Here is an 18819-nt window from a genome sequence, read left to right as displayed (position 1 = left end):
CGCATGTTGACGCAGGCAGTTTCGACCACGAGTGGACCGATCCTCGGCCTTGAGCAGAAGGGCGTGCGCGCCTTCAAGGGCGTGCCCTATGCGACCGCGCGACGCTTCGCGAAAGCGGTGCCGCCGCGCGCGTGGTCGGAGCCGATCGCCTGCACGGCGTACGGCGCCTACGCGCCGCAGCCCGGCCATCTCGATCATGCGAATGAAGCGGCCTGTCTCAGCCTGAACATCTTTGCACCGGCCGCGGCCGATCGGCCCTTGCCGGTGCTGTTCTTCATCCACGGCGGCGCTTTCGTTACCGGCGGCGGCGCCGATTATGACGGCGGCTTCCTCGCCGCGCAGGGGCCGGCCGTCGTCGTCACCATCAACTACCGGCTCGGGCCGCTCGGCTTCCTGCAACTGCATCGCCTCGGCGGTAGATTGGCGGAGGCCAGCAATCTCGCGATGTCGGATGCGCTCGCTGCGCTCGACTGGGTGCGCGCCAACATCGCGAATTTCGGCGGTGATCCCGATGCGCTGACGCTGTTCGGCCAGTCTGCCGGTGCTTCAATTGTGATCGCGCTGGCCACGTTGCCGCAAGCAAAGGGCAAGTTCGCGCGGGCCATCGCCTTCAGCGCACCGGGCCGCGGCATCATGAACCCTGCGCACGCCGATGAGGTGGCCCGCCGCGTGATCGCAGAGCTCGGGCTGGAAGACGATGCGAGCGCCATCGCAGCCGTGCCGCTGGCGCAGATCTTCTCGGCGGTGGAAAGCGTGGGTCGCAGGCTGGCGGACGGGACGGATGCCGGCACCGTGTTCGGCCCGGTGCTGGATGGCGCAGTGATCCCCCGCGATCCGGTCGACGCCATTGCCGATGGCGCGTTACGTAATGTCCCGCTTTGGCTCGGCTCCTGCCGCGACGAGATGGTGATGTTCCTGAAGAGCTCGCCGCCTGCCGCGATGATCCGCGTCACCGAGCGGCACATCCGTTCGGCCTTCGGTGACGCCGGTTTTGAGCGCCTGCTCGGCTGCTATCGCGCGACGGCCCGTCTCGATGAAGATTCTTACGAGGCGTTGCTGTCGGATGCATTCTGGCATCGGCCGCTGGCCGCGATTGCGCGCCATCAGTGTGCGGCCGGCGGTGCTGTCTGGCTGAACCGCTTCGACCATCGTCCCGCGCTGGAGCCGTTCCTGTCACAGGGGCCGACGCACGGCGCGGACAATGCCTGCGTCTGGGCGCACCTGCCTAAGTTCGTCGATCGCCCCATCCTTCGGCGCAAGGGCGGCCTGATGACACCCGGCGATATCGAAGTCGCCACACGCCTGCAGGCCAGCATGCTGCGCTTCGTCGCGACTGGTGCACCGGATACAGCCGACGCCTGGCCGCGATTCGAGCTCGGCAAGGAACCTCTCGCCATCTTCGACCGGCCGTTCCATATTGCCCGCCTCAACGTGGGCGAGCGCTTTCGCCTCTGGGCGGAGCTTGAGGGCCGATCCGTCCCGGCCGCCGGCGACAAGACGATGATGCGGGCAGGTCGAGTGCGTTGACGCCCACCCCGTAGCCCGGATGGAGCGCAGCGAAATCCGGGTCTCGCGGCCCCGCATTCCGCGGAGCCTGTCATCGGGCGGCGCTCCGCGCCGGCTTCATGCGGGCTACGGACCTTAGCCGCCCCAACGACAGTAGGGGGCGCACCGATAGCTTCCGCCGTGCCAATGGCCCCAGTGCCAGTGCCAACGCACTTGGACTGCGTCACTTTCCTGTACCACCGGCTTGGCAGTCGTGGATAAAGGAGTGATCGGGGCGGCCATTGCAGGTGCGCAGAGTGATATCGCACCAATCACGAGAAGCGCTGCAGGAACTTTGGACATAGACATGACGTTGCTCCAATCCGCAACTTCCGAGCACAATCAACTTGGCTGACTGCAATTCGTTGCACGGCTCTTTTCCGGCCAAGGCTGAGGCCCGTAGCCTTCGACGTGGAAAAACTGGCCAATTGTTCGGGCGTCAGCGGCGCGCAAAAGATTGATTTAGCTCAAGACGGGTATCGGGATCGCGGGCTCAACCTTCGGCGGGCAGGGATACGTCCGGACAATCGGGAGGTGATGCATGTACCGGCATATTCTCATTCCGACAGATGGGTCGGAGCTGGCAGAGCATGGGGTGGCGCATGGACTGGCGTTGGCGAAATCCCTTGGAGCGAAAGTATCCGTGATCTTCGTCGTGGAACCGTTTTCAGAGTTGACGGGACGGTTCCTCGAAGCCGTCGCAACATATGCCGAGCTGCGCAAGGAACAAGCCAGGAGCGTATTGGATCGCGCGGCAAATGCGGCCAAGGCCGCCGGTGTTTCCTGCGAGACGATTCAAACGGAGAGCGGGCACCCCCATCAAGCCATCATCGCGGCAGCCGAGGACAAAGGCTGCGATCTCATCGTGATGTCATCGCATGGGCGCAGCGGGCTTTCGATGCTTCTCATCGGCAGCGTGACAAACAAGGTGCTGACGCAGGCGAGAATCCCCGTCCTCGTTTGTCAGTGAGAGACCGCTCGCGCGAGCTCAGGGCTTGCCCTTCAGCGTGCGATCGAAGAAAGCGAGCACCTCCGCCATCACCTCGGGGTTGCTGCTGACCTGGCCAAAGCTGTGGCCGGAGCCTTCGACCCGGATGAAGGTGGCGGGACGCTTGGCCGCGGTGAGTGCCGCATAGAGGTCCTCGCTTTCGCTGATGGGAACGACGATGTCCTTGGTGCCGTGCACGATCAGCATCGGCGGCGTCTTGTCAGAGATTTGCGCGATCGGATTGGCCTTCTTCACCTTCTCGGCATTGGCCGGATCCTTGGCATCGAAGCCGAGGAAGGCGCTCTCCACCGACATGCCCGGGCTGCCGTTGACGGCACTGGCATCCATGCGATGGGAGAGGTCCATCGGGCCGTAGAAGATCACCGCCGCCTGCACGGCGCTGGACTGGCCGGGCCAGCGGTCGCTGTCATACTCCTTCATCTCACCGGTGGTCGCCGCCATCGCCGAGAGATGGCCGCCGGCGGAATTGCCCCAGACGGCGATGTGGTCGGGGTCGACGTTGTAGGTCTTGGCATTGGCGCGAAGGAAGCGGATCGCGGTCTTCACGTCCTCGAGCGGCTTCGGGAAGTTGGCTTCGCCGATGATGCGGTAGTCGATCGCGGCGACGAGGTAGCCGGCCTTGGCGATCGGTGAGAGCTGCGGGATCAGCGCCGCGCGGTCGATGCTGCGCCAGCCATTGCCGGAGACGAAGACGATCGCTGGCACCGGCTTGTCGCTGACCGGCTTGATGATGTCCATCATCAGATGCGGTCGCGCAAAGCCGTTCGGGATGTCGGTGTAGGTGACGCCGGGCTGCAATGTCGCCAGATTAACCGGCACGCCGCCCTTGATCGTCTTCTCCTCGGCGCCGGCCGGGCTGACGAAAGCGAAATGCGCGAGCGCTGCCGCTACGGCTGCGCTGGCGACGAGGCGCGGATGCCGCGTGATCATGAAATCCTCCCCTGATTATTGTGCAGCGAAGGTCGGCGATGCCGGCTTTTGCTGTCAATGACCAAGAGATGCGGCAGGCTGAACATGATGTTCAGCGCTCCGGCGTCTCACGCATTTGCGAGCGGTCCGAGCCTAGCGCAGGAAGGCGACCGGATTGGCGGCACGGTAGAAGAAATGGATCAGCGTGTTGATGTCGAACACCGGAAGGCCCGACACTTCGGCGACGTCCCTCGAGAACGGACACATGTTGGTGCATTCGAACAGAATGGCGCCGGGATTCTTGCAGGACGCCATGAAGGCTTCCGTCATCTCGATCATCTCGGCGCGCAGCACGTCGGTGTCCAATTCCTCCCGGCCCATAATGTAGGTCGCGGGGAATTGCGCGTCGGGCTTCATGCCCTGGACCTGAACGGGAATCTCGTCCTGCGACCAGCCAACGCCGCGGAAATGCCCCTCATTCATGTGATGACCGCGCTCGGTGAAGAGGCCGATGACCTTGCCCGGCGGCAGCATGGCGTGAATCAGAGGCGCCTGGATCAGGCTCGACGTGAAGACCGGAATGTTCACCGCGGCGGCGATCTGTCTCTGGAACGGCGCAAGAAAACCGCAGCTCGTCGTGATCGCCTTCACGCCTTCTGCCTCCAGTTCGCGGGCGGCTGCGATGAACGGCTCGATCAGCGCCGGGTCGGGATGGTCGCCCATGATCCTGGTGGCATGGGCGCCGCGCACGATCTTGTAGCGCACCGGAAAATCATAGGAGAGCGCGTTGCCGATGTCGCCGCGCGGACGCGGGAAACGGGTGTCGAGCATCAGAATGCCGATGGTCTCACCGTAGTTCGTGTAGCCGCCACGCAGCTTCATGGTTCTTCTCCTTCGAGAAACCGGACCTCATGACGAGAGATCGAGCCGGCGTGGAGCCACCAGCGGCTTGAGCGCCGCGTAGTTCCGGACACGTATCGGTGGCGATCAGAACTGAATTTCGCCGGGAATGTCTTCGGCAGTCAGGCCGACGGTTTCAAAGGCCTTGAGCAGCCATTCGCGGGTCTGGCCCAGCGCGCGGTTGTAATCGGCCCAGGCGCTGAGGAAATCCTTGTAGCGCCGATCGGCCTCAGTGCGGATGCCGAGATTGGTCGGCAGCGTGAGCAGCGGTTTTGGTACCGCAAGCTCGCCGAGCGTCGGGTTCTTCTTCAACGTCGCGACCGATAGCACGGCGAGCGATATGTTGCAGTCCGCCCGTCCGGTGGAGACGGCAAGGATTGCCTCGTTGCGCTCCTTGAAGCCGAGGATCGTCGCCTTCGGGCAATAGCGCCGTGCGATCGTCTCGTGCGTGGAGCCGATGTCGACGGCGATCTTGACCTCGGGCTTGTTGATCTCGGCCCAGGTCTGCGGCTTGGCAAAACCTTTCTTGGTGATGACGGTGAAGGAGTGCACCAGGATGGGCGAGGAGAAGTCGATGACCAGCGCGCGCTCGGGCGTCGGGTTCACGGCAAAGGCAAGGTCGATCTTCTCGGCCTGGAGATCGAGGATCTGGTTGCCCCAGGTCGATTCCAGGGTCTCGACCTTGGCGCCGAGCTTGCCGGCAATGTCGTTCGCCATGTCGATGCAGGCGCCCGACCATTGATTAGTGGCGAGGTCCTTGTGGAAATAGGGATCCTGGCCGGCGATGACCGCGATGCGCAGCACGCCGTTCTTCTTGATCCGGTCGAGGGTGGAGCTTGGTGCGGTGTCAGCCCTGGCCGAGGTGGCTGCGGCCATCGCAGCGCCGGCGAGGGCGACGGTGGTGAGTGCGTCCCTGCGATTCATGGCAGTTCTCCTGGGCAGTTACCCCTGACATCCAACCCCGGCTTCTGGACTATTTCTGTATTCAGCTTAAAATGCAATACGGTATTTTTGACCTGGAAATAGAAAGATCAGCCGATGCGTGCCCTGTTCGTCGATGCCAACGACACGCTTGCCGCCGTCACCGAAAAGCTGCTGCGTGCGGACAGCCTCCCGGTCGGCATCAACCGCGACCCCGCGATTTCGCCCGACGACCTGCCGCGCCTCCTGGACGGCGTGGAGATCATGATCGTCGATCACACCGCGGTGCCGATGGCGGTTGCCGCGAAGTGTGCGGCTCTGAAGCATATCGTCTTCCTCGGCACCGGCGCGCGCAGCTACATGAATCCGGACGAGCTTGGCCAGCACGGCATCGCTGTCCACACCATCAAGGGCTATGGCGACACCGCGGTCGCCGAATGCGCGATCGCGCTGATGTGGGCCTCCGCAAAAGGGTTTGGCGAGATGGATCGCGGCATGCGCGAGGGCAACTGGCTGCGCCGCGACGCCGTCCAGCTCACCGGCAAGACGCTCGGCCTGATCGGCTTTGGCGGCATCGCCGCTGAAGCCGCACGCATGGCGCTCGGCAGCGGCATGAAGGTAATCGCCTGGAACCGGACGCCGAAGGCGCATCCGGGCGTCGACTTCGTCACGCTGGAGAAGCTGCTGACGGAGAGCCACGTCGTCTCGCTGCATCTTTTGCTCAATGATGAGACCAAAGGATTCCTCTCCCGCGAGCGCATCGCGATGATGCGTCCAGGCAGCATCCTGATCAACACGGCGCGTGGCGCGGTGGTCGATGAAGACGCCATGATCGAGGCGCTGCGCGCAGGCCATATCGGGCATGCCGGCCTCGACGTCTTCACCGTCGAGCCGCTACCCGCAGGCCATCCGCTGACCAAGCTTGCGAACGTGACGCTGTCGGCACATTCGGCGTTCCGTACGCCGGAGGCGAGCGACAATCTCATCGGTGCGGCGCTGGATCATTGCCGCCGCATCATCGCGACTGGCCGGTAGTTGCAAACATCGGGGACAGGCATGATGTCGGCGCAGGATACGAGAAGCCTTTCGATCTTGCGTGCTCCGTCCGCCTGTCCTACGCCACCTCAGAACAAACTGGCGCGCGCTCGATCGCAACGCCAAAGCCTTTCAGGGAGTCGTCATGAGCATTCGTAACGCCCGCACCGGGGGCCAGATCCTGATCGACCAGCTGGTCGCGCAGGGCGTCGAGCGCGTCACCTGCGTGCCGGGCGAGAGCTATCTCGCCGCGCTGGATGCACTGCATGACAGCTCCATCGACGTGATGATCTGCCGCGCCGAAGGCGGCGCCGCGATGATGGCGGAAGCCTATGGCAAGCTGACCGGTCGTCCCGGCATCTGCTTCGTCACCCGCGGTCCGGGCGCGACCAATGCCAGCCACGGCGTCCACATCGCAATGCAGGATTCGACGCCGATGATCCTGTTCGTCGGTCAGGTCGATACCGGCATGCGCGAGCGCGAGGCGTTCCAGGAGCTCGACTACAAGGCGGTGTTCGGCACGATGGCGAAGTGGGCGGTCGAGATCGATCGTCCCGATCGCATTCCCGAGCTCGTCGCACGCGCGTTCCGCGTCGCGATGCAGGGCCGACCCGGTCCCGTCGTGATCGCGCTGCCGGAGAACATGCTGACCGAGACGGCGACGGTCGCCGATGCGCCGCGCGTCGAACCCGCCGTGAGCTGGCCGGCGCCGGCCGATCTCGAACGTCTGACGGCGATGCTTGCCGGCGCAAAGGCGCCGCTCGTCGTTCTCGGTGGCTCCGGCTGGACCGCGGAAGCGGCCAAGGGCGTCGCGCGCTTCGCCGAGCGGTTCGATCTGCCGGTCGCGACCTCGTTCCGCCGGGCGTCGCTCATCGACGCCGATCATTCCCACTATGCCGGCGATCTCGGCATCGGGCCGAGCCCGAGCCTGAAGGCGCGCATCACCAGCGCGGATGTCATCCTGCTGATCGGCGGCCGCATGTCGGAGATGCCGTCTTCGTCCTACTCGCTGTTCGACATTCCCGTGCCGAGTCAAAAGTTGATCCATGTTCATCCAGGCTCGGAAGAGCTCGGCCGCGTCTATCAGCCCACGCTCGCGATCCAGGCGACTCCCTCAGCCTTTGCCGCGGCCGTCGAGACGCTGAAGCCTGCTGCGACGTCGGCCTGGAAGGGCGAGGCGGCCAAGGCGCATGCGGATTATCTTGCCTGGACCGAGACCGCGCGCGAACTGCCGGGTTCGTTCCAGTTTGGCCAGGTCATGACTTGGCTGCGCGACCGCCTGCCGAAGGATGCGATTGTCTGCAACGGCGCCGGCAACTACGCCGGCTGGCTGCATCGCCATCACCGCTTCCACGCCTTCGCCGCGCAGCTCGCGCCGACCTCGGGCTCGATGGGCTATGGCGTGCCGGCCGGCGTGCTTGCCAAGCGGCAATTTCCGGATCGTGTCGTCGTGGCGTTTGCCGGGGACGGATGCTTCCTGATGAACGGCCAGGAGTTTGCGACCGCCGTGCAGTATGATGCTGCCCTGATCGTCGTCGTGATCGACAACGCGCAATACGGCACCATCCGCATGCACCAGGAGCGCGACTATCCCGGCCGCGTGGTCGGCACGCAGCTCAAGAATCCTGACTTTGCGATGTACGCAAAAGCGTTCGGCGGCCATGGCGAGCGCGTCGAGCGCACGGAAGAGTTCGCGCCGGCCTTCGAGCGCGCACTCGCCTCGGGCAAGCCGTCGATCCTGCACTGCATCTTCGATCAGCGTGCGCTGTCTGTCGGCAAGGATTTTGTGCCGCAGGAGAAAACGCTCTGATGTCAACCAGCCGCCACGTTGCCATCATCGGCGCCGGCGCGGTCGGCGTGATCAGCGCCATAGAGGCGCTGCGCGAGGGCCATCGTGTCACGCTGATCGATCCCGGTGAGCCCGGTGGCGAGCAGGCAGCGAGCTATGGCAATGCCGGCTGGTTGTCGTCGCATTCGGTGATCCCGCCGGCCGAGCCCAGCATTTGGAGGAAGGTGCCTGGCTATCTGATGGATCCGCTCGGTCCGCTCGCGATCCGCTGGTCTTACTTGCCGAAGGCCTTGCCATGGCTGATCAAGTACCTGCTCTCCGGCTGGACCGAGGCGCGCGTTGAGAAGACGGCAGTCGCGCTGCGCGCGCTCCTGAAGGATGCGCCGCTGCTGCACAAGAAGCTCGCGGACGAGGCCGGTGTTTCCGAGCTGATCGAACGCAACGGCGTGATGCACGTCTTCACGTCGCGCGGGAATTTCGACGGCGATCTGGGCTGGGGCATCCGCAAGCGCGTCGGTGTCGAATGGCTGGAGCTTTCTTCGGACGAGATGCGCCAGCGCGAGCCTGAGCTTGATCCGCGCTACACGTTCGGTGTGGTGGTGGAGGAGGCTGGGCGCTGTCGCGATCCCGGCGCTTACGTCGCGGCGCTCGCCAATCATGCGCTCGCTCGTGGGGCGAAGCTGGTGCGCGCCAAGGCGACCGGTCTCAAGCTCGACGGCAGCAAGCTCGTTGCCGTCCTCACCGAGACCGGCGAGATCGCCTGCGATGCCGCCGTGGTCGCAGCGGGCGCACGCTCAAAACTGCTCACCGCGTCCGTTGGCGATCCGCTGCCGCTCGAGACCGAGCGCGGCTATCACGTCATGATCGAGCATCCTGAGACGGGACCGCGCTCTTCGATGATGGCCTCCGACGCCAAGATGGTCGTGAACTGGACCAACAAGGGTCTGCGCGCCGCTGGCACGGTCGAGATCGCCGGGCTTGACGCGGAGCCGAACTGGAAGCGCGCAGAGATCCTGCGCGACAATCTCTTGAGCATGTTTCCGAAGCTGCCGAAAAACATTCCGGCCTCACGCATCAAGATGTGGTTCGGCCACCGCCCGAGCATGCCGGATGGCCGTCCCTGCATCGGCTATGCCCGCGCCTCGCGCGATATCGTCTATGCGTTCGGCCATGGCCATATCGGCCTCGTCGGCTCGGCCCGCACCGGCCGCCTCGTCGCGCAGCTCGTCAGCGGCAAGACGCCGGAGATTCCGCTCGAACCGTTCGCTCCCGCCCGCTTCCTCTGAGATCGCATCATGACCTATCCGCAAAATTCCTCACCCCGCATCGCCCGTGGTGGCAAGGCGCTCTATGGCGCGCCGCTCGGCATCCTGATGCTGGAAGCGCGCTTTCCCCGCATCCCCGGCGACATGGGTAACGGCACGACCTGGCCGTTCCCGGTGCTCTATCGCGTGGTAAGCGGAGCGAGCCCGGAGAAGGTCGTGCTGAAGGGCGCGGCCGGGCTGCTGCCGGATTTCGTCGACGCGGCGAAGGAACTGGTGCGGCTTGGCGCCGAAGCCATCACCACCAATTGCGGCTTCCTCGCGCTGTTTCAGAAAGAGCTTGCCGCCGCCGTCGGCGTACCGGTGGCGACGTCATCGTTGATGCAGGTGCCGTGGGTGCAGGCGACCCTGCCGCCCGGCAAGCGCGTCGGCCTCGTCACGGTGTCGGGCTCGACCCTGTCGCCGGCCCATCTGGAAGGTGCCGGCGTGCCGCTCGACACGCCGCTGGTCGGCACCGAGAACGGCAAGGAGTTCTTCCGCGTCCTGATCAAGGCCGAGAAGGACGACATGGATATCGCGCAGGCCGAGCGCGATGTGGTCGATGCCGGTAAGGCGCTCGTCGCGCAGCACCCCGATGTCGGCGCCATCGTGCTTGAATGCACCAATATGCCGCCTTACGCTGCTGCATTGCAGGCGGAGGTGGGCCTGCCTGTCTATGATATTTATTCCATGATCACGTGGTTTCATGCCGGACTGCGGCCGCGCCGGTTTGGCTAGAGCTCGAGAAGCTGGCCATGAACAAGCCCATGAACAAGGACCTGGAGAACAAGGACCTGCAACTCGCTTCGGACAGCATCGTCGATCGCGTCTATGAGCAGCTCAAGGCGATGGCGGTGAGCTACGAGTTCAAGCCGGGCGAGCGGCTCAACGAGGGTGAGCTGGCAAAGCGCCTCGGCGTGAGCCGCACGCCGCTGCGTGAAGCGCTCAATCGCCTGAATACTGAAGGCTTCCTGCGCTTCACGCCGGGCAAGGGTTTCTTCTGCCGCGAACTCGATGCGCACGAGATCTTCGATCTCTACGAGCTGCGCAAGTCGATCGAGGTCGCCTCGGTCCGCCTCGCCATCAAGCGCGCCAAGGATGAGGACATCGACGCGCTACTCAAATTCCTCGAAGCCACCGGCCCCGATCCCGGCGAGCGTTCGTCGGTCGAACTGGTCGAGCTGGATGAGACCTTTCACGAGCGACTGATGGCGATGTCTGACAATGCCGAGATGCTGCGCGTACTGCGCAACGTTAACGCCCGGATCCGTTTCGTGCGCTGGATCGACATGGACCGCGTCAACCGCTCCAACACACAGGCCGAGCACCGTGCCGTCGTCGAAGGCCTCAAGGCGCGCGACGAGGCGACATGCGTCTCCGTGCTCGAAAAACATATCGACCGGCGGCTCGATCGCATCACCTCGGCGATCAAGGAAGGCTACGCGCAGATCTACATGCCGGCGGCAAGGCAGGCGACGAATTGAGGAGATTTAGGCACGCGCGTCCCGCACTCTCGGGTCATCGCCCGCCTTGTGCGCAATTGCGCACTGGGGCGGGCGATCCAGTATTCCAGAGACGACAATGGAATACGGAGAAGCCGCGGCGTGCCCCGCCTTCGCGGGGCATGACGGCGGTGTTTGTAGGCATGCCCAACATTACTCCGCCGCTTTCACGGTCCCGTATCCCAGCCGCTTCGAGATGCCACCCGCACAATCGCGCAGCGCATTCGCGAGTCTGCTATCCCAGCCGGCGTCGAACGTTGCCTCCGGTCCCATCGCGGTGATCACCAGCGCGACGTGGCCGGCGTGGTCGAACACGGGCGCTGCGAACGCATTGACGCCGGGGAGGGGATCGCCGAGGGCGCGGGCGAGGCCATGGTTGCGTACCTCGGTGAGCATTTCGGCGACCTTCGCGCCCTTCGTCGCGCGCTTGGGATTGTAGCCGACGCCGAAGCGATCGAGGCCGCTATCAAGAGCTGCATTGACCGTCTTCGAGGGTAGGAACGCAGCAAAGGCGCGACCGGTCGCGGTCTCCAGGAGCGCCATCACCGAGCCGACGCGCATCGCGATGTGCACGGGATGGCTGGGCTCCTCGATCTGGACAACGGTTGGACCATGGCTGCCCCAGACGGCGAGCGACACCGCGTGATCGATGCTATCGGCGAGCGCCTTGATCTTCGGCGTCGCGATGCGAACCGCCGACAGGCGCCGCAGGCTGATCAGGCCGAGCTCGAGTGCCAGTGCACCGATCTCGTAGCGTCCGGTCGTTTCATCCTGCTCAATGAGCCCGATCCGCACAAAGCTCACGAGATAGGGATGCGCCTTCGCCGGCGCCATGCTGGCCTCGCGCGCAAGATCGCGCAGCATCATCGGCTCGCCGCTCTTCGCGAGCGCGCGGAGCAACTCGCCACCGACCTCGACCGACTGGATGCCGCGGCTTTCCTTCTTCATCTAGCTTTCCCGGGCTCCCGTTCACGCCGCGCTGCGCTCCGCAGCACTCCTCGCGAGATGTCGGCCGGCAATGTAGCCGAAGGTCAGCGCCGGCCCAAGCGTGATGCCGGCGCCGGGATAATTGCCGCCCATGACACTCGCCATGTCATTGCCCGCGGCATACAGCCCGGGAATGATCCGGCCTTCGGCATCGAGCGCACGTGCGTCGGCGTCGGTGACGATGCCGGCATAGGTGCCGAGATCGCCGATCACCATCTTGATGGCGTAGAACGGGCCGCGCTCGAGCGGCGCGACGCAAGGATTCGGGCCGTGTAGCGCGTCGCCCTGGTAGCGGTTATAGGCCTTCGACCCCTTGCCGAAGGCGGCGTCGTAGCCTTGCCCCGCCGTGGCGTTGAACTTCGCGACGGTCTCGGTGAAAGCTTTCGTGTCAATGCCGGCTTTGGCCGCAAGGGCTTCGAGCGTCTCGCCGCACATGAGATAGCCGGTGCGCAAATGATGGCCGAGCGGCATCGGGAAGGGCGGAACGCAGCCGAGGCCGTATTTGCGCAAGGTCCTGTGATCGCAGACGAGGAACGCGGCGATCTCCTCGCCAGGCTTCGCCGCCTTCACCATGGCCTGAACGAAGTCGTGATAGGAATTGCCCTCGTTGGCAAATCGCCTGCCGTCGCGCATCACGGCGATGACGCCGGGCTTTGCGCGGTCGATGAAATGCGGCATCACGCCTTTTGAGCCGTCCTTGCGCGTCGTCACCGAGACGGGCACCCAGGCCGCCGCGTTCGGCAGGCGATCCTCGATCCGCCCGCCCGCGGCTTCCGCAAGGCGCAGACCGTCGCCAGTATTGCCGGTCGGCCCCGGCGAGTAATGTTCGTTGCCCGTCGGCGCGTGCGGAAACATTTTCTTGCGCCGCGCAGCGTCGTGCGGGAAGCCGCCACAGGCGAGCACGACGCCGCGGCGTGAGCGTATCCGCACATCGCGTCCTTCGCGCGTGACGATGGCGCCGGTGACGGCGCCGTTTTCGAGCGTGAGCTCGCGCAACGGCGCGGACAGCCACATCGGAATGTCGAGATCGAGTGCGGATTTCGCGAGCCGTCCTGCCAGCGCATTGCCGTTGGTCAGTGTCATGCCGCGGCCGTAGCGCAGAACGTCCATCAAGTGACGGGACAAGCGCTTTGCAACATACACAGCCGACGTCAGCGACTTCGTCGCGCGCATGAAATGGATGATCTCCTTGCCCGATCCGAGCATCATGCCGAACACGGTGAGCTCGGGCAGCGGCTGACCCAGCGTCTTGATGTGGTCGCCGAGCTCGCGGCCGTCGAACGGGCGCGTCACCATTGAGCGGCCGCCCTGCGCGCCACCCGGTGCTTCGGCGTGGTAGTCCGGAAATACCAGCGGCATGTCGAAACGCAGCGCGGTCTTCGTCGTGAAGAAGTCGACCGCCTCGGGACCAGCGCTGAGAAAGGCATCGACGCGCGCGCCGTCGTAATTGTTGCCGGCCTCGTGCCGCAGATATGTGCGTGCCTGGTCCGGGCTCTCCTCGATGCCATAGGCGCGGGCGAGCGAGGTGCCGGGAATCCAGAGCCAGCCGCCGGAGCGCGCGGTGGTGCCGCCGAAGCGCGGCTCCTTCTCGACGATCAGCACATCAAGGCCGCGCGCGCGGGCTGTGATCGCGGCCGCCATTCCGGCCGCGCCCGATCCTGCGACGAGCACATCGCACTCGTAGGTTTCGCCTGTGTTGCGCGCGTCGCCAGTCATGCCGGGCCTCATTTCTTCAGGAGCGGGCACTTGGATTCGGAGACGGGACGGAAGGCGTCCTCGCCCTTCACGGTCTTGACGATCTCGAGATAGTCCCAAGGCTCCTTGGACTGCTCGGGCGATTTCACCTTGGCGAGATACATGTCGCGGATCACGCGGCCGTCCTCGCGCAGCTTGCCGCCATGGACGAACGTATCCTCGATCGGCAATTCGCGCATCTTGGCCATCACCTGGGCAGGATCGTCCGTACCGGCGGCCTTGATGGCCTTGAGATAGTGCAGCACCGAGCCGTAGACGCCGGTCTGAATCATGGTCGGCATCACCTTGGTGCGCTCGTAGAATTTCTTCGACCAGGCGCGGGTCGCTTCATCCATGGCCCAGTAGGACGCGGTGGTCATGTAGGTGCCCTGCGCGGCCTTCAGGCCGATGGCGTGCACGTCGGTGTCGAACATCAAGAGGCCAACGAGCTTTTGCCCACCCTGGACGAGGCCGAACTCGCCGGACTGCTTGATTGCATTGTCGGTGTCCTGGCCGGCATTGGCAAAGGCCACGACATCGGCCTTCGAGCTCTGCGCCTGAAGCGCGAAGGAGAAGAAATCCGCGGTGTTGGTCGGATGCCGCACGCCGCCCAGAACCTTGCCGCCCATCTCGTTGACGAAACGCGTCGCGTCCTTCTCGAGCTGCTGGCCGAAGGCATAGTCCGCGGTGATGAAGTACCAGGACTTGCCGCCTTCCTTGATCACGGCCGAGGCCGTGACCTTCGACAGCGCATAGGTATCGTAGGTGAAATGCACGGTGTTCGGGCTGCACAGCTCGTCCGTCAGCGAGCTTGCGCCGGGGCCGGAGAGCAGCGCGATCTTGTTGCGCTCGCGCACCATGTTGTGGACGGCTATTGCGATGCCGGAGTTGGGGATGTCGACGACCGCGTCGACCTTGCCATTGTCGAACCAGCCGCGCACGATCTGCACGCCGACGTCGGTCTTCATCTGGTGGTCGGCGCTGATGATCTCGATCGGCTTGCCGAGCACGGTCGGGCCGAATTCCTCCACCGCCATCTTCGCGGCTTCGACCGAACCGGGACCGCTATTGTCGCGGCCCCAGCTCGACAGATCGGTCAGCACCCCAATCCGCACCACGTCATCGGACACCTGCGCGGTCGCGGCAGTCGTCGTGGCCGCAAGCATGGCAAAGGCCAAAAGCCCTCTCATTGTCGTTCCTCTCCCTGATACCGCTTGCGCAGCGGGTTATGCATTAGGACGTAAGTTAGATATTAGCAAACTAGTTTGTCAATGATGAAATCTGATTCCGATGGGTTCCCGATCCCGGAGCGTGTCACCGGCAGGCGGGATTGCTAGCGTTAGGGATCACCAGGAAGGTGATAGTTTTCGGCGCCAGGGCAATCGTCCCGACCGGGCTCGTGCGCGCTTCGAGTGCCGGAAGCCTGTCGTTGACGTCGAGTTCGAGTGTCCTTCCGTTCAGTCGTGCTGTCGAGCTTTGCAGCTGTCTCGCATCCAGCGTGTAGCGCTCCGATGCGATCGGCAGCTTGAGGCTGCGCGACTTGCTCAACGACGTATTGATCGCAAGGATGGACACGGCGCCGCTCGTCTTGGGATGGCAGTGCGCATAGACGTTAAGATCGGGCGTGCCGCTAGCTCCGGCGTCGAGCACGGTCGTTCCCATCAGGCGATGCCACAGCAGCGCGCCCCAGTAGTTCGGCCGTGGACGAAGCTTCGTCTCGTCGAGCAGCCCGTAGTCGCTCGCGGCCAGCGTGTTGTGCATCACGACCTGGACGCCGGCCTTCGCGAGCCGTCCGAGCTGGTCGAGATAGCGGAAGGTGTCGAGGAAAGTCGCGTCCCAGCGATTGCCGCCGCAGGCGGCATCGGCCGTCTCGGTCAGCCAGATCGGCGTGCCGGGTGCGAATTTGTCGCGCAAGCCGCGGTAGATCGAGAGCGTGCGATCGCTGCGCGCGAGCCAATCCGCCGATAGCGCCTGCGCCGGATCATCGCGAACGCCGCAACGCGGCGAGAGCGTATTGTAGTGATGATAGGAGAAGCGATCGAGGCCGTGGCCGGATGCGGCGAGCAGATCGCGGGTCCGGATGCCATCGGTTGATGGCGAGGACGAGTCGCCGACGGAGCCGGGACCGACGATCAGCGTGTCGGGAGCATGCTGGCGTATCCACGAATGGAATATCGCGAAGTCGCGGCCATAGGCCTGCGCGTCATAGCCTGGCGGTGCTCCGTTCGTTGCCGCGAGCGTCGGCTCGTTCATGAATTCGGCGGCTGCGATGTGGCTGCCGAGCGACTGGGTGAAAGAGAGAAGCTGTTGCGCCTGGTCCGGCGTCCAACGGCCGTCCGCGTTGCGGCTGCCTGCACTGATGGCAAACGACGTCAGGATCTCCGCATTCACCGCGCGCGCAAAGTCGACGCCGCCGCGCCATTGCGCGCGGCTCAGCACGGAGCTGAAACCGGGAGGTGGTGCAGCCGGCGCGTTGTCCGTATCGGCGAAGAACGTTGCGTTGGCCCAGGTGCCGCTGATGCGCATATAGGCTGGGCCCAGAGCAGCGGCGAGTTTGCGCAGCCGCGTGCTGGCGAGATCGATTGGCGGCCTGTAGCTGTAGCGGTCACGCGCGATCTGCGCGTTGGAGCTTCGGGCGTACGGCTTCCAGAAGCGCCCGCCCGTCACCTCGACCATCTCGATATTGTAGGATTGAAAGCGGGTGTCGATCGTGCCGATCGCCGTCATGCGCGCCGGCGTGATCGATTGCGCTCTTGCACCCGCTGCAGGGGATGTTGCGATGACGAACAATAGCGTTGCGATGACGCCGTTCCGGCTGGGCTGTGGCGTAGCGTGCACGTCGTGACACCCTTCGCTGATGTCTTTTCCGGATCGATCCTACCTTGCGCCTGCCAGTGGGCGGGGCCGTATCAAGGGCAGTTGATAGGAAGTGCCTGATCCACTATTCCATCGGTCCGGCCCAATTGACTGCGCCACAGGAGCATAAAACATGAAAAAGACCTCCTCACCCTCGCGACGCGAGCTGCTTGCGACCGCCGCCGCCGCGGCAACCGCGGCCACCATGACCGAGGCTGCGCCGGCCGCCGCGCAAGCAGGGCCGAAGCCGATTTTCCCGGTGCCGATGACGACGATCCCGATCATCGGCGAGACGGATGTGTTCCAGGTCCGCCGCATCTACTGCATCGGCCGCAACTATGCCGCGCATGCGATCGAGCGCGGCTCCGACCCGAACCGCGAGCCGCCGTTCTTCTTCCAGAAGCCGACCGATGCGATCCAGAACGTCGCGGTCGGCGAGGTCGCCGAGCATCCCTATCCGTCGCTGACCAAGAACTACCATCACGAGGTCGAACTGGTCGCCGCGTTGAAATCCGGTGGCAGCAACATCCTACCGGAGAAGGCGCTCGACCACGTCTATGGCTATGCGCTCGGCCTCGACATGACCCGGCGGGATCTTCAGAACGGCATGGCTGCGGAGAAGAAGCCGTGGGAGATCGGCAAGAGCTTTGACCATGCCGCGGTGATCGGCCCGATCCATCCCGCGTCGAAGGTCGGGCATCTCAGCAGGGGCGCGATCTCGCTCGCGGTGAATGGCGTGGTGCGACAAAACTCGGATCTCGAGAAGATGATCTGGAGCGTCGCCGAGCAGATTGCAAAGCTCTCGGAAGCCTTCGAGCTGAAGGCGGGCGACATCATCTATTCCGGCACGCCGGAGAATGTCGGCCCGGTGGTGAAGGGTGACGTGCTCCTGTGCAAGCTCGAAGGCCTGCCGGACATGTCGATCAAGATCGTCTAGAATCTTCTCCATGCGCAACTGCCGTAGCCCGGATGGAGCGCAGAGCAATCCGGGGCCACTGGTCCTGCATTCCGCTACGCTGCATGCGGGCTACAATCTCGAGTTCCATCGGCCGATTGCCCTGTGTTGGGCGATAAACAAACGTCCTGCTGCCATATTTTCGTAAGAGTGAATTTCCCTTGAGGGAGGCGCTCGGATGAACAGATTTTTGATGGCCGCAGTCGTGATGCTGGCGTTGGTTCCGGCAGGTGCCGTTGCGCAGGAGCGCGCCGGCGATGCTGCTCTTGGAGCCGTTTCCGGTGCGGTCGTGCTGGGGCCAATCGGTGCAGTGGCGGGAGCCTTCGTCGGCTACGCCGCGGGTCCTTCTATCGCGCGCTCATGGGGCCTGCGCGGTTCTCGGTCGGCGGCGAGCCGGCAGCGGCAACGCAGAGAAGCTAGTCGCGTCCCGAGTTCGGCCCCGCCTCCAGCGTCCGCCCCAGTAGCGCCGACGCCCAACTCTGCGGCCCCGGGGCCCACCAGCAGCGTGCCGATGGAAGCCAATGGCCGTGTCGCACAAATGGGGCCAGCTAACAGTCCGCCGGTTCAGGCAGCTCCGGCTGCGCCGGCGCCGACCTCGGCGCCGCCCGTTCAAGCATTCGAGTAAAGTTCAGGCCGCCGTCTTTGGCCGGAGCCGATCGACCGTCCTTGCGATCAGCGCCGCAACATCGGGCACCTTGGGGCCGATGCGAAATTCCGGTCCGGCGACGACAACGGACAGGCGCCGATCGCCGATCGGCAGCGGGATCGCGGCGCCCGCGAGGTCGCGGCTGAAGTCGCCAAAGCTCTGGCAATAGCCGCGGGCAATCGAATTGCGCAGCTCCGCCTCGACCGCCTCGATGCTGATCGGTGTCGACGCGCCATACTGCCTGAACTCGATCTTGCGATAGAGCTGATCGCGCTCTTCCTTGGAATATTGCAGCAGCAGCGCGCGGCCGCTGGCGCTGGCGTGGATGGGAATGCGATGGCCGATCGTGGCGAAGTAGCGGATCGGGGCCTGCGATTCCACGACGTCGATGAAAACAGCCATGACGCCTGACGGCGCAACGATGGATGCGGTCTCACCGGTCTCGGCCGAAAGCTCCGAGATCAGCGCATGCACCCATGGCGGCAGCGGCTCGACTTCCGAGACCATCCGCGCCAGCGTCAGCCAGCGCGGCGTCGGGTAGTAGCCGCCGCGGCGCCGCGGCTCGTAGAGATAGCCCTTCTCCGACAGTGTTGCGAGCAGGTTGAAGGTCGACGAGCGGGGCCAGCCGAAATGATCGGCGATCTCCGCGAGCGTCGCCGGCTTCCTGGCCTGCGCGAAGAATTCCATGATCTCCAGGACGTTGGCGGCTTGGCGAACGATCATTGGGGAT

Annotated in this window: 17 protein-coding genes; 9 read left to right on the top strand and 8 right to left on the bottom strand. The window is 64.6% G+C overall.

Annotation, left to right across the window (positions count from 1 at the left end; translation table 11 throughout):
* Positions 1 to 3 precede the first annotated feature (3 nt).
* Together Q3C01_RS35280 and Q3C01_RS35275 are read left to right on the top strand one after the other, a co-directional pair.
* A complete protein-coding gene (locus Q3C01_RS35280; RefSeq protein ID WP_458149881.1) occupies positions 4 to 1527 on the top strand; it encodes a carboxylesterase/lipase family protein in 1524 nt (507 codons plus the stop codon).
* A gap of 559 nt (positions 1528 to 2086) precedes the next feature.
* Positions 2087 to 2515, top strand: coding sequence for a universal stress protein (locus Q3C01_RS35275; protein WP_458149880.1), 429 nt, complete (start codon positions 2087 to 2089; stop codon positions 2513 to 2515).
* 18 nt (positions 2516 to 2533) lie between these two features.
* Here the strand turns inward: Q3C01_RS35275 and Q3C01_RS35270 are convergent, their stop codons facing one another.
* The 3 genes from Q3C01_RS35270 to Q3C01_RS35260 all read right to left on the bottom strand — a co-directional run bounded on the left by Q3C01_RS35270 (position 2534) and on the right by Q3C01_RS35260 (position 5287).
* Positions 2534 to 3484: an alpha/beta fold hydrolase gene (locus tag Q3C01_RS35270; RefSeq protein WP_458149879.1), complete on the bottom strand. Its 951-nt coding sequence runs from the start codon at positions 3482 to 3484 to the stop codon at positions 2534 to 2536.
* Between the two features lie 132 nt (positions 3485 to 3616).
* Positions 3617 to 4345: an aspartate/glutamate racemase family protein gene (locus tag Q3C01_RS35265; protein WP_458149878.1), complete on the bottom strand. Its 729-nt coding sequence runs from the start codon at positions 4343 to 4345 to the stop codon at positions 3617 to 3619.
* A gap of 105 nt (positions 4346 to 4450) precedes the next feature.
* The gene (locus tag Q3C01_RS35260) at positions 4451 to 5287 is read right to left on the bottom strand and encodes a transporter substrate-binding domain-containing protein (RefSeq protein ID WP_458149877.1); all 837 of its coding nucleotides are present in this window, start codon (positions 5285 to 5287) and stop codon (positions 4451 to 4453) included.
* 114 nt (positions 5288 to 5401) lie between these two features.
* On the opposite strand from Q3C01_RS35260, the gene Q3C01_RS35255 reads away from it, so the two are divergent.
* From Q3C01_RS35255 to Q3C01_RS35235, 5 genes are all read left to right on the top strand, one after another.
* Positions 5402 to 6319: an NAD(P)-dependent oxidoreductase gene (locus tag Q3C01_RS35255; protein WP_458149876.1), complete on the top strand. Its 918-nt coding sequence runs from the start codon at positions 5402 to 5404 to the stop codon at positions 6317 to 6319.
* A gap of 145 nt (positions 6320 to 6464) precedes the next feature.
* Positions 6465 to 8129 carry a thiamine pyrophosphate-binding protein gene (locus Q3C01_RS35250; RefSeq protein WP_458149875.1) on the top strand — a complete coding sequence of 555 codons (1665 nt, stop codon included), beginning with the start codon at positions 6465 to 6467 and terminating at the stop codon, positions 8127 to 8129.
* Complete coding sequence (locus tag Q3C01_RS35245) at positions 8129 to 9394, top strand: NAD(P)/FAD-dependent oxidoreductase (protein WP_458149874.1); 1266 nt, start codon at positions 8129 to 8131, stop codon at positions 9392 to 9394. Before Q3C01_RS35250 ends, Q3C01_RS35245 begins: the two co-directional genes overlap by 1 nt.
* Before the next feature lie 9 nt (positions 9395 to 9403).
* On the top strand, positions 9404 to 10147 hold the full coding sequence (locus Q3C01_RS35240; protein ID WP_458149873.1) for an aspartate/glutamate racemase family protein: 744 nt from the start codon (positions 9404 to 9406) through the stop codon (positions 10145 to 10147).
* 17 nt (positions 10148 to 10164) lie between these two features.
* On the top strand, positions 10165 to 10893 hold the full coding sequence (locus Q3C01_RS35235) for a GntR family transcriptional regulator (RefSeq protein WP_458149872.1): 729 nt from the start codon (positions 10165 to 10167) through the stop codon (positions 10891 to 10893).
* 171 nt (positions 10894 to 11064) lie between these two features.
* On the opposite strand, the gene Q3C01_RS35230 is transcribed toward Q3C01_RS35235, so the two are convergent.
* The 4 genes from Q3C01_RS35230 to Q3C01_RS35215 all read right to left on the bottom strand — a co-directional run bounded on the left by Q3C01_RS35230 (position 11065) and on the right by Q3C01_RS35215 (position 16470).
* Complete coding sequence (locus Q3C01_RS35230; RefSeq protein ID WP_458149871.1) at positions 11065 to 11859, bottom strand: IclR family transcriptional regulator; 795 nt, start codon at positions 11857 to 11859, stop codon at positions 11065 to 11067.
* Positions 11860 to 11880: 21 nt separating this feature from the next.
* Positions 11881 to 13614: an FAD-dependent oxidoreductase gene (locus Q3C01_RS35225; protein ID WP_458149870.1), complete on the bottom strand. Its 1734-nt coding sequence runs from the start codon at positions 13612 to 13614 to the stop codon at positions 11881 to 11883.
* An 8-nt stretch (positions 13615 to 13622) separates the two neighbouring features.
* A complete protein-coding gene (locus Q3C01_RS35220) occupies positions 13623 to 14822 on the bottom strand; it encodes an ABC transporter substrate-binding protein (protein ID WP_458149869.1) in 1200 nt (399 codons plus the stop codon).
* Positions 14823 to 14946: 124 nt separating this feature from the next.
* The gene (locus Q3C01_RS35215; RefSeq protein WP_458149868.1) at positions 14947 to 16470 is read right to left on the bottom strand and encodes a glycosyl hydrolase family 79 N-terminal domain-containing protein; all 1524 of its coding nucleotides are present in this window, start codon (positions 16468 to 16470) and stop codon (positions 14947 to 14949) included.
* A 151-nt stretch (positions 16471 to 16621) separates the two neighbouring features.
* On the opposite strand from Q3C01_RS35215, the gene Q3C01_RS35210 reads away from it, so the two are divergent.
* Positions 16622 to 17425 carry a fumarylacetoacetate hydrolase family protein gene (locus tag Q3C01_RS35210; RefSeq protein ID WP_458149867.1) on the top strand — a complete coding sequence of 268 codons (804 nt, stop codon included), beginning with the start codon at positions 16622 to 16624 and terminating at the stop codon, positions 17423 to 17425.
* A 196-nt stretch (positions 17426 to 17621) separates the two neighbouring features.
* Positions 17622 to 18068, top strand: a complete 447-nt coding sequence (locus Q3C01_RS35205; RefSeq protein WP_458149866.1) for a hypothetical protein — start codon at positions 17622 to 17624, stop codon at positions 18066 to 18068.
* A gap of 3 nt (positions 18069 to 18071) precedes the next feature.
* Here Q3C01_RS35205 and Q3C01_RS35200 read toward each other — a convergent pair whose 3' ends face one another.
* Positions 18072 to 18812: an IclR family transcriptional regulator gene (locus Q3C01_RS35200; RefSeq protein ID WP_458149865.1), complete on the bottom strand. Its 741-nt coding sequence runs from the start codon at positions 18810 to 18812 to the stop codon at positions 18072 to 18074.
* Between the last annotated feature and the right edge of the window lie 7 nt (positions 18813 to 18819).

It is taken from the genome of Bradyrhizobium sp. UFLA05-109 (genome assembly GCF_054185165.1).
Note: the sequence above shows the minus strand (reverse complement) of the source record. Positions and strands in the feature narration are given on the sequence as shown.

Excerpts from the sequence above, each read along its gene's own strand:
- Q3C01_RS35260 (WP_458149877.1), bottom strand. The coding sequence starts at position 5,287 with ATGAATCGCAGGGACGCACTCACCACCGTCGCCCTCGCCGGCGCTGCG.
- Q3C01_RS35210 (WP_458149867.1), top strand. The coding sequence starts at position 16,622 with ATGAAAAAGACCTCCTCACCCTCGCGACGCGAGCTGCTTGCGACCGCC.
- Q3C01_RS35205 (WP_458149866.1), top strand. The coding sequence starts at position 17,622 with ATGAACAGATTTTTGATGGCCGCAGTCGTGATGCTGGCGTTGGTTCCG.
- Q3C01_RS35230 (WP_458149871.1), bottom strand. The coding sequence starts at position 11,859 with ATGAAGAAGGAAAGCCGCGGCATCCAGTCGGTCGAGGTCGGTGGCGAG.
- Q3C01_RS35265 (WP_458149878.1), bottom strand. The coding sequence starts at position 4,345 with ATGAAGCTGCGTGGCGGCTACACGAACTACGGTGAGACCATCGGCATT.
- Q3C01_RS35225 (WP_458149870.1), bottom strand. The coding sequence starts at position 13,614 with ATGACTGGCGACGCGCGCAACACAGGCGAAACCTACGAGTGCGATGTG.
- Q3C01_RS35270 (WP_458149879.1), bottom strand. The coding sequence starts at position 3,484 with ATGATCACGCGGCATCCGCGCCTCGTCGCCAGCGCAGCCGTAGCGGCA.
- Q3C01_RS35245 (WP_458149874.1), top strand. The coding sequence starts at position 8,129 with ATGTCAACCAGCCGCCACGTTGCCATCATCGGCGCCGGCGCGGTCGGC.
- Q3C01_RS35250 (WP_458149875.1), top strand. The coding sequence starts at position 6,465 with ATGAGCATTCGTAACGCCCGCACCGGGGGCCAGATCCTGATCGACCAG.
- Q3C01_RS35200 (WP_458149865.1), bottom strand. The coding sequence starts at position 18,812 with ATGATCGTTCGCCAAGCCGCCAACGTCCTGGAGATCATGGAATTCTTC.
- Q3C01_RS35240 (WP_458149873.1), top strand. The coding sequence starts at position 9,404 with ATGACCTATCCGCAAAATTCCTCACCCCGCATCGCCCGTGGTGGCAAG.
- Q3C01_RS35255 (WP_458149876.1), top strand. The coding sequence starts at position 5,402 with ATGCGTGCCCTGTTCGTCGATGCCAACGACACGCTTGCCGCCGTCACC.
- Q3C01_RS35280 (WP_458149881.1), top strand. The coding sequence starts at position 4 with ATGTTGACGCAGGCAGTTTCGACCACGAGTGGACCGATCCTCGGCCTT.
- Q3C01_RS35235 (WP_458149872.1), top strand. The coding sequence starts at position 10,165 with ATGAACAAGCCCATGAACAAGGACCTGGAGAACAAGGACCTGCAACTC.
- Q3C01_RS35220 (WP_458149869.1), bottom strand. The coding sequence starts at position 14,822 with ATGAGAGGGCTTTTGGCCTTTGCCATGCTTGCGGCCACGACGACTGCC.
- Q3C01_RS35275 (WP_458149880.1), top strand. The coding sequence starts at position 2,087 with ATGTACCGGCATATTCTCATTCCGACAGATGGGTCGGAGCTGGCAGAG.